Genomic DNA, 2,462 nt, shown 5'->3' with positions numbered 1-2,462 from the left:
AGCGCCAGCTCGACCACGTTCCGGTGCGTGTTCGCCACACCCTTCGGCACACCACTCGAACCCGACGTGTACATCACGTACGCCAACTGGTCAGGATGGACGTCCAGTTCGGGTGCGGTGACGTCGACCTCGGCGAGAAGAGCCCGCACGTCGGGAGCCGGCAGCGTGTCCACGTCCCGCGCGAACCCGAGGTCGCCGGCCGCGCGATCCGTGACGAGGAGAGGCGCGCCCGTGTCGGCCAGGACGAACGCGAGCCGCTCCTCCGGCTGACGCGCGTCCAGCGGCACGAAGGCGCCACCCGCCTTGAGCACGGCGAGGGCCGCGACCACGAACTCCGTCGACCGGTCCAGGAAGAGGCCCACGGCGGCACCCGGCCGGACTCCGTGCCCGGCGAGCCGGGCCGCGAACGCGTCCGACGCGCGGTCGAGGTCGCGGTACGTCGTCTCGTGCTCTCCGCACACCAGCGCCACGCCGTCCGGCGTCCGCGCGGCCTGGGCGGCGAACAACTCGTGCAGCGCACCCTCGGGGAGCCGCACGGCGGTGTCGTTGTAGTCGGCGAGCAGGGCGTGACGCTGGGAGGCGGAGAGCAGCTCGATGTCGGCGACCTTGACGTCCGGGTCGGCGATGACGGCGTCCAGGACCCGGGCCAGCCGTTCGCCGGCCGCCTCGACGGCGTCGGGGTCGTACAGGTCGGTGGCGTACTCCAGGACGATGTCGAGGCCGTTCGGGTGACCGACACGGTCGCGGTGCTCGTAGAAGTTGACGGTGAGGTCGAACTTGGCGATGCCCGCGCACAGTTGCTGCGTCTCGGCACGGACGCCCGGCAGCCGGGGCGCCGCCTCCGCGGCCTCGGCGAGCGTGAGCATGACCTGGAAGAGGGGGTGGCGGGCGGCGGAGCGCTCGGGGTTGAGGGTCTCCACGAGCCGGTCGAAGGGCAGGTCCTGGTGCGCCCAGGCGCCGAGGTCGGTCTCCCGGACCCGGTCGAGGAGTTCACGGAAGGTCGGGTCGCCCGAGGCGTCGGTCCGCAGGACGAGGGTGTTGACGAAGAACCCGACCAGGTCCTCAAGGGCCTCGTCGGTCCGCCCGGCGACGAGCGAGCCGAGGGGGATGTCGGTGCCCGCCCCTGAACGGGACAGCAGGGCCACGGTGGCCGCCTGCGCCACCATGAACAGGGTCACGCCGTGCTCCCTGGCGAGGGTGCTGAGCGCCTGGTGGGTCTCCGCCGGGCAGTGCACGGTGTGGGTGGCGCCGCGGTAGGAGGCCACCACCGGGCGGGGCCGGCTCGTGGGCAGGGTGACCTCGGTGGGCAGCTGGGCGAGCGCCTCCCGCCAGTGGGCGAGCTGGCCCTCCTCGTGGTCGGCGAGCAGGTCCCGCTGCCAGAGGGAGTAGTCGGCGTACTGGGCCGGCAGCGGCTCCCACGCGGGCGCCGCCCCTTCGATCCGGGCGGTGTAGGCGGCGCCGAGGTCCCGCATGAGGGGCGTGTGGGACCAGCCGTCGGAGGCGATGTGGTGCACGACCAGGACGAGCACGCTCCGGTTCGGCGCCAGGTCGAGGAGGACGGCGTGCAGGGGGAGGTCGGCGGCGAGGTCGAAGAGGTGCGCGGTCTCCTCGGCGAGCCGGGCGGGCAGCTCGTCGTCGGTGACGGCCGCCACGGTGAGCGGCACGGTGATCTGCTCGGGCTCGGCGATGTGCTGGCGCGGCTCGCCCTCGTGCACCGGGTAGCTGGTCCTGAGGACCTCGTGGCGGGCGATCACGTCCCCGAGCGCCTGCCGCAGCACGTCCTGGTCGACGGCGCCGGTGAGGCGTACGGCGAGGGGGATGTTGTACGTGGCGGAGGGGCCCTCCATCTGGTCGAGGAACCAGAGGCGGCGCTGGGCGGCCGAGAGGGGGAGGTCGTCGTCGGACCGGCCGGCGGCGGTGAGCGCGGGGCGCGTCGCCTGCCCGGCGCCGGCGGTGATCAGCCGGGCGAGTCCGGCGACCGTCGGGTACCGGAAGAAGTCGCGGAGGGAGAGTTCGGTGGCGAGGGCGGTGCGGACGCGGCCGACCAGCCGGGTGGCGAGGAGCGAGTGTCCGCCGAGGCGGAAGAAGTCGTCGTCGATGGAGACCGCGGGCTCGCCGAGTGCGTCGGCGAAGAGGCCGCACAGGACCTCCTCGACGGGGTTGCGCGGGGCGCGTCCGTCGCCCTCGCCGGTCAGCACGGGCTGCGGCAGGGCGCGGCGGTCGAGCTTTCCGTTGGCGGTCAGGGGAAGGACGGCGAGCTCGACGAACGCCGAGGGCACCATGTACTCGGCGAGGCGTTCGGCGCTGTGGCCGTGGAGGGCTTCGGAGTCGATGCGGGTGTCGAGGGCGGGGACGACGTAGGCGACCAGGCGCTTGTCGCCCGGCCGGTCCTCCCGCACGATCACCGCGGCCTGCGCCACCGCGTCATGGGCCAGCAGCGCGGTCTCGATCTCACCGAGCTC

At 73.6% G+C, this 2,462-nt stretch carries 1 protein-coding gene; it reads right to left on the bottom strand.

Going from position 1 to position 2,462, the window contains the following annotated elements; translation table 11 throughout:
- The coding region (locus ACZ4XX_RS40235; protein WP_468512771.1) for a condensation domain-containing protein at positions 1-2,462 on the bottom strand (2,462 nt) is incomplete at both ends.

It is taken from the genome of Streptomyces sp. NPDC029956 (genome assembly GCF_055574655.1).
This window is presented reverse-complemented; position numbering and strand designations above follow the sequence as displayed.